Here is a 7,387-nt window from a genome sequence, read left to right on the forward strand (position 1 = left end):
ACTTCCACCATCGGCAATAACGAACTCTTCAAAGCTCATGGGGAACATCTCAAGTCTGTCCACCTTACCTACTGGAAAAGATATTCCCTCTTTCCTCAGAGAAACGCCTAAAAGAGATCCTGCAGCTACAATATGAAGGTCGCTCATATTTTCACAGAAATATTTGAGTGACTGTATAGCTCTGGGACAGTCCTGTATCTCGTCAAAAAATACCAATGTTGATCCGGGAGTAATCTTTTTTCCCCTAACCACACTTCCGAGTTCGTCTATTATTCTGTCAGTATCAAAATCGTAATCAAATACGGACTTTAATCCTTCATTTCCATCAAAATTAAAATAAGCAAGATCTTCAAATTCACTTTCTGCGAAAGCTTTTATCAGAAATGTCTTCCCACATTGACGAACGCCTGTCACAAGCAAAGGTTTTCTGCGCTTTTTATTCTTCCATTTTTTTAGTTCTTCAAACGCCATTCTATCCATAAGAATTGCTCCTTACATCTAATATATCTACAAGCAGATAATAACGTTTTTCGACCGAATATTCAATCATAAATCGCATTTTCCGACCGAATAGCGAAAAGCAAATCACATTAATTGACCGAATCATGTCGCAAAGGCTGCGCTTCCTCCCAACAGCTTGTTAAAATATATAATCAAAAAATCAATTGAACCATCAGCATATATGCCACCGTCCCTGACAATATGCTTACCAGCGCGTTTTGCTTCCATATCTGCAGTCCTGCCACGATTGCAGCTGCAATAAGCTCCGGAAAACCATGGGGTACAGCTATAATATGCTGTGTGTTCAGCCGTTTTTGTCTTTGTGAGCATAGATCATTAATCCTTTACAATTTTTAACGGCATGTTCCTTATCACATCGAACGCTCCTTAAAGATCAGGCATTGGTTTTAAAGCATCTACTGCGCAGCCCTTCCGGTGCCAAGCGATATGACAACGTCCAGTTTAATAGACTTAATTCTACACGCGGCTTGACAAGAAAAACTATTGAACTATATCTTTTCGCATATTCAAGACTCATTAACAAGTTTTCCTGTCATATGTTCCGGCTCCAACATGAGGCACTGAACCCTAGGCAGCGCATTATTAAGCTCTTTTTCAAGATATTTCTCATCATCTGTAAACTTCCTCACAAGCTCTGTACAGATTTTTCTGGTCATATCCACATCTTCTACTAATCTTATTCTTCCGAAGGTTATAACACTTGTGATATTGAGTGCCCATTCACCTTCTCTTCGGAATCCGTCATTGAATACACAATAGCTTGCCTTATCGCAAGCCTTGATTGCATCAATCTTATGCCCTTCCTTGGCACCATGAAAATAAATACTTCCATCTTCCTCACAATACCAATGGTCCATAGGGATTCCATATGGATACCCATCGTCTCCTATCAAAGAAAGAACGCCTCTCTTTGTTGTCTTCAATATCTCAATGCATTCTGCTTCAGATATCTGCTGTTTAAACCTTCTCATTTTTCTAAACATAATAAATCCTCTCTTACCCTAACTAAGAAAATATGCAACAAGATCGTAAATTTGTTATATGTAGTCCTTTCCCGCTCTTATAATTCCATCAATCCTATTAACACAGCTGTTACATTTCATGAATTTTGGATTCCTTTATAAGCCAATCACAACATATCACTTTAAATCTACGGCAAAATAGCAAAAACCGGAGGTCGAACCTCCGGCGCATCTTTTAATTTAATATATTTATCTCATCAACATACTTCTGAAGATCTTCAATTGTTGCACAATCTTTTTGTGATACTTCATAAGAGATATACACTTTACCTCGCTGATCTTTAATTCTCCATTTCCGGGCAGTCTCCATAACATCATATGTTTTTCCATTTTTTACAATTTCCATGATATTTTTTCTCCACTTTCCCTTATTATGTTCAAGACATTATTTACGTCTGTTGACAAATACCTTCTTGTTAAAAGGTACCACATACGTACATTCATAATCAATAGCTATGATCTTACTGGACACAAAGACAGACCCATCTCTCAGAAAACCTCTGGAGCTGATCATAAAAGCAGGTGTATTTTTTTTACTATTCAAAAGTATAGCCTCTTCTTTGTTAAGCTGTGTACAACTATATTTTGTCATAAAATGTGAAATTTTATAGCCTTCTTCTATGGCAAAGTTCTGAATAGAATCTTCTATTATCTCTGGGCTCATGGAAGGGAACAAATTGCATGGCATATATCCTGTCTCAATCTGAGTCTTTCTGTAGTTCGTTATTCGTACTCGTTTAAACTCCCATATCTTACACTCAGAACTGATATTGAAAATCCTCTGTAATTGTGTAGATGCAGCTACTTTTTCAAGTGAAATGACTTTCGATTCTATCTCAGTATACGGAACCAGCGTCATTGAATTATATACCATGGGGTTTCCCCTCATATTCTCATTTACAAAGAAACCATTTCCCTGCTGAGATGATAAAAGCATCATTTCTTTAAGATGTTTCAGAGTCTTCTGAATTGTCTGTCTGGAAACCTTATACTGAGCAGCAAGCTCCCTTTCTGTTGGAAGCTTACTGTTCCTATATTGATTTTGAAATATCTTACTTATAAGATCTTCGATTATAAATTCTGTCTTCGGAGATGACATAATAATTCCTTTTGTTATGGTGTAACCACTGTTCCATCCGGTATACGGCTCTGAGTCCACTCATGAGGACGATATACACAAGGGTATTTCTCAGCATCCTCCTCGTTAAAATCCACTCCTATACCCGGACGTTCTATAGGATAAAAATATCCCTCTTTGGCCTCATTATACCCCGGAAACAACATTTTGGTGTTATCCTTCAATTCTATATTCTCCTGTATCGCAGCATTATGGAAGTGAATATTTAAATGAGTGTTTACGGCCACGCCTATAGGAGTAATATCTGATGGCGTATGCCATGCTATCTGTACTCCGAATGCTTCACATAAATGTGCGAGCTTTATCGCAGGAGTAATTCCACCAAGCTGTGACACATGACATCTGATATAGTCGACCAGACGATTTTGTATAAGATATTGCCATTCTTTTGGATTATTAAATAACTCTCCTGTCGCGATAGGTGTAGAGCACTGCCCTCTTAACTGCCTGAGCCATTCATTTTGATCAAGAGGCATAATATCTTCAATGAAATAGGGTTGATACTCTTCTACAGACTTGGCGAAATTAATGGCCTGATTTGGTGTTAAGCGTTCATGCACATCATGAAGGATATGAAATGCATTACCATATTTTGTCCTCAATTCTTTGAACATATGTATGGTTTTTCTTATATAATCATCCGGATCAAAATATGCTCCCTGGATAGATCCTTCAGGAGTATTTAACTCTTCAGGCTTACCGCCGTAAAATCCAAGTTGGCAACGAATATGTTTATAGCCTTTTTTATATATTGCATCTATCTCGTCATAAAGTTCATCCAATGTATCTGCCACAGCGTGAGTATATGCCTGGATTGCGGTTCTTGATCTTCCACCCAGAAGCTGATACAGTGGCATATCTGCAATCTTTCCTTTAATATCCCACAAAGCCATATCTATTCCTGAGATTGCATTATTCAACACAGGTCCGTTTCTCCAATAGGAATTATAGCTCATAAGATACCAAAGATCCTCGATATTATTAGCATCTCTTCCTATAAGGAGTGGTTTCATATATTCCTCTACCATTGTCTTTACAGCAAGTGGTCTAAACTGAAACGTGGCACATCCTACACCATACACTCCTTTATCAGTAAATACTTTAACCACAGTAAGATTATGTCTGTCAGGTTTAACCACATAACATTTGATATCCGTAATAAAGACTGGTTTCATAATAAATTTCCTCTTTTCTATCCATTTATATCAAGTTCTGCAGCATATCACTTAACGCTTAGTTAATCAAAAAACAGCCTATAATACAATAGTTGATTTTATTTATGCGTATACACGAAAAAAATTAGTCCAATTTTTATAAATCCTAAGTTAAAAAGCACGTATTTTAAGGATTTTGCCCTCAATCCATGATAAATTTGACTAATTTGCAAAGATTACACACATATGCTAAATTTTGCATATCAAAACTGCAGCGGCTGTAACAAAGTGTTGAAAATATTTTGAATATGTATTTATGTATCGGGAGGGAATATGGATACTAAAGAAAAAATAGATTTGATCATTAAAAATGTCGGAGGCAAAGAAAACATCAAAAATGCCTGGCATTGTGTGACTAGACTCCGCTTTGAGTTAAAAGATAATTCTAAAGCAAATATTACTGAACTCAAATCAATTCCCGGAGTCCTTGGGACTTCTTTTGCAAAGGATCAGTTCCAGGTCATCATCGGTGTAGGTGTAGATAAATACTATGAGGTTCTGGTAGATGAATTAGGAATTGATGCTACAGCACCTGTTATGGCAGACGAATCTGAGAAAAGAAAAGATACTGTCACATGGTTTATGGATGTGGTATCAGGAATATTCGGACCATTAGTGCCAGCAATCGCGGGCGCCGGAATGATAAAGGGACTTATGGGCGGTCTGGTAGCACTTGGTGTAATTACAAATACAACAGACACTTATAAAGTCATAGACATGCTTGCCAGTGGTGTTTTTAATTTCCTTCCATTCTTCATCGCTGCTTCAGCTGCAAAGAAGTTCCGTACAAATCAGTATCTTGCTATCGCCATTGCTTCCATACTGATGTTCCCTACAATGGTAAGCACTGCTCAGGCTGGAGAAATAAGCGCTTTCCATATCCTTGGGTTAATACCTGTTCCGGTATTCAATTATTCCGGATCAGTTATTCCGGTCATCTTCGGTGTTTGGGGTCTTAGCTATATCCATAAATGGGTTGATAAGATTGTTCCTACCGCAGCTAAGACAGTTGTAGTCCCAACTCTCACCTTGTTTATTTCCGGACTTTTTACTTTGCTTCTTGTAGGTCCGGTTGGCATCTATTGTGGCAAGGGAATAGCTTGGATCATAGGTTCTCTTTTTGAGGTCTCTCCTACATTGGCAGGAATTGTTATGGGTGCGATTCGACCAGCATCAATCCTTGTAGGAATGCATCATGCAATGACTCCTATCGCATTAGAAAATTTTGCTACTCTTGGATACGATCAGCTTATGCCGATGATGTTCATAGCAAACCTTTCCATTGTTGGTGCTGCAGCTGCTTGTTATTTCAAAGCAGAAACTCCTGAGGAGAAACAGATAGTTGGATCCTCTGTTCTTTCAGGCATCCTTGGCATCACAGAGCCTGCTCTTTTCGGTGTACTGACCAAGTACAAGAAAGGTTTTATAGCCGCAACTGTTGCAAGCATTATCGGAAGTGCCTTTATAGGAACTTTTGGAGTAAGACTGTTTGGATATATCACATCCAGCATCTTCAGTATCCCTGCTTACATTGGTCCTTGGTTTGTATATGCAGCTATTGGCTGGATCATGACCTTGATTATATCATTTTCATTATCTTACGTTCTTGTCGTAAAGATGGACAAGTCAAACGCTAATGCTAAATCTGTTTTAAAACATGATGTAGCTTGATAATCTATTAAAGACTTATAAATAAAATCCCAGTAATGCTCCCTTCAAATGGATTCATTATTGGGATTTTTCTTATACGTTCGCTTATCTATTAAAAAAGATTATTCTGTATCCTGAATCCAGAAATAAGGAAAGATAAATATTTCATCCCTTCTGTCAAATCTTTATTTGTTTCTTTCTGAATTAATATATGAGTTTTATCTGATAACCGTCATAAACCACGATTTACCACTTGGATCCCGATGCAGATAAATAAGTCTCTGCTGATTATTAACGATCAGCTTGCATTGATATACCAGATCATTGCTTGTCACATATACCCCATCTGGCATAGTTCTTGTCTCCTGGCCGGATAGATCTTTGTAGCCTTTTATTGTATAGTCTACTCTTTCACCGTCATTATTAGTAAATCTAAGCCTTATCGGTATTATTGTACCGTCGGTATTGTGCTGAAGAATCACATCTACAGGAAATCGTTTGCTCATTTTAAAACCTCATTTATCGAACATAAGTTCTGATGCTTATTATACTCCAATTTTTTTGAATATCAAGAACTGATGTTTTGAAAATAGCGAGCCGAATATAAAAACGGCTAACTCATGACATTTTCGTGAGTCAGCCGCTATTTATCAGGCTTATTTATCTATTGCATATTCCTGTTATATAAGACACAAAGCAAGCAAAATCGCCTATACGCTTCCTGTAATCTCCAAGCTGTGATCTCCATGAAGCATCACCGCCCTCATTCTCTACTATTCTTGCGAGAGTATTTAAGGAAGTGATCACAACGTTATGAGCCTTTGTTCGGCCGTCGTCAGCATTCATCTTTTCTTCTGTACTCATGGTTTCCCATTGATTCCTTATATACGTATATCTGGCTACACGATCTATAAATTCATTCCAGAATTCATCCTTATCTTCCAGCTTGCATAATGAGATGCTTTCTACCAGTTTAGAATATATCTCCATACACTCTTCGATTGTGATAATGTTTCCTGCTTCATGTTTTAAATATGCTTCGTATGTATTCATGATATTGTTTGTATCTCCTTCAGCCACTCCCATACCTGCAATGGACTAATATTCTGATCCTTAACACACTTTTCCATCAGATTAAACCAACTTTTGCAATGGTCAAGGATTATGGTGTATCTGACGTAAAAAGTTGTGGGAAGTGTTTACTCCCATGTATCCGCCATAAACTGTTATAAGCGTTACTTTCCTTTTTTTCCCTTTTTATTATCTATCTTTTTTACGCTATCCTTCATAGCTTCGTTGGCTTCTTCATCCCAGACCGTCCTCTCCGGTCCTAGAGTACCGTACATTGTGTTTTCAAAAGAGTAGGTCATTTTTGCGGTTCTTATCAGTCTTTCATTTTCTATGTCATCATTAAATGTACCCAGCCGATTATAAATATCCTGTGTGATTTCGTAATTGTACTGCTCCCGACCTTCGCGACTGGTATATATAATCTCTGCAAAATACCGATTTATATCCTTATCATGATATGCAGTCCAGTTATTGCCCTGTTTTTTATTCACGGACTACTCCTTCCTAAAAGAATAAGTCCTGATATGGTTCTTTGCCTCAGCCCCTGACTCGAAATATCTAAGTAGAATCTCTGCACATGCCCGGGAATCGCTGTCGGCCTGATGGTGATTAAGGCTTATCCCATAATGATCACACAGGACATTAAGCTTATGACTGATGCCAGGAAGCAGTTTTCTTCCCATCTGAACGGTACACATATATCTGACGTATGGTTTCCAGTCTATACCGTATCCCTCAAGGCAGTGCTTTAGGACTCCAAGATCAAACAC

The 7,387-nt window shown here is 37.9% G+C and carries 10 protein-coding genes and 1 pseudogene; 1 reads left to right on the plus strand and 10 read right to left on the minus strand.

What is annotated here, in order from left to right; genetic code table 11:
- The 6 genes from BLV86_RS16680 to BLV86_RS16700 form a co-directional block, all read right to left on the minus strand.
- A partial coding sequence (locus BLV86_RS16680; protein WP_175456594.1) for an ATP-binding protein occupies nt 1-480 on the minus strand: 480 nt, incomplete at its 3' end.
- Nucleotides 481-653: 173 nt separating this feature from the next.
- Entirely contained in the window at nt 654-842 is a 189-nt protein-coding gene (locus BLV86_RS18830; protein WP_090819833.1) for an AzlD domain-containing protein, read from the minus strand.
- A 186-nt stretch (nt 843-1,028) separates the two neighbouring features.
- Nucleotides 1,029-1,505 carry a pyridoxamine 5'-phosphate oxidase family protein gene (locus tag BLV86_RS16690; RefSeq protein ID WP_090819836.1) on the minus strand — a complete coding sequence of 159 codons (477 nt, stop codon included), beginning with the start codon at nt 1,503-1,505 and terminating at the stop codon, nt 1,029-1,031.
- Between the two features lie 214 nt (nt 1,506-1,719).
- The gene (locus BLV86_RS18015; protein ID WP_175456595.1) at nt 1,720-1,890 is read right to left on the minus strand and encodes a hypothetical protein; all 171 of its coding nucleotides are present in this window, start codon (nt 1,888-1,890) and stop codon (nt 1,720-1,722) included.
- Between the two features lie 39 nt (nt 1,891-1,929).
- Nucleotides 1,930-2,643 carry a GntR family transcriptional regulator gene (locus tag BLV86_RS16695; protein WP_090819839.1) on the minus strand — a complete coding sequence of 238 codons (714 nt, stop codon included), beginning with the start codon at nt 2,641-2,643 and terminating at the stop codon, nt 1,930-1,932.
- 14 nt (nt 2,644-2,657) lie between these two features.
- Complete coding sequence (locus tag BLV86_RS16700) at nt 2,658-3,857, minus strand: enolase C-terminal domain-like protein (RefSeq protein ID WP_090819842.1); 1,200 nt, start codon at nt 3,855-3,857, stop codon at nt 2,658-2,660.
- Between the two features lie 312 nt (nt 3,858-4,169).
- On the opposite strand from BLV86_RS16700, the gene BLV86_RS16705 reads away from it, so the two are divergent.
- Nucleotides 4,170-5,567, plus strand: coding sequence for a PTS transporter subunit EIIC (locus BLV86_RS16705; RefSeq protein WP_090819843.1), 1,398 nt, complete (start codon nt 4,170-4,172; stop codon nt 5,565-5,567).
- Nucleotides 5,568-5,764: 197 nt separating this feature from the next.
- Here the strand turns inward: BLV86_RS16705 and BLV86_RS16710 are convergent, their stop codons facing one another.
- The 4 genes and pseudogenes from BLV86_RS16710 to BLV86_RS18155 form a co-directional block, all read right to left on the minus strand.
- Nucleotides 5,765-6,052, minus strand: coding sequence for a hypothetical protein (locus BLV86_RS16710; protein WP_090819846.1), 288 nt, complete (start codon nt 6,050-6,052; stop codon nt 5,765-5,767).
- Nucleotides 6,053-6,206: 154 nt separating this feature from the next.
- Nucleotides 6,207-6,599 carry a hypothetical protein gene (locus BLV86_RS16715; protein WP_139297961.1) on the minus strand — a complete coding sequence of 131 codons (393 nt, stop codon included), beginning with the start codon at nt 6,597-6,599 and terminating at the stop codon, nt 6,207-6,209.
- A 182-nt stretch (nt 6,600-6,781) separates the two neighbouring features.
- Nucleotides 6,782-7,108 carry a hypothetical protein gene (locus BLV86_RS16720; RefSeq protein ID WP_090819853.1) on the minus strand — a complete coding sequence of 109 codons (327 nt, stop codon included), beginning with the start codon at nt 7,106-7,108 and terminating at the stop codon, nt 6,782-6,784.
- Between the two features lie 3 nt (nt 7,109-7,111).
- Nucleotides 7,112-7,387 (minus strand): annotated as a pseudogene (locus BLV86_RS18155) (3'-5' exonuclease); the annotation flags it as partial.

The sequence above is a fragment of the Oribacterium sp. KHPX15 genome, assembly GCF_900107835.1.
Lineage (GTDB): Bacteria > Bacillota > Clostridia > Lachnospirales > Lachnospiraceae > Oribacterium.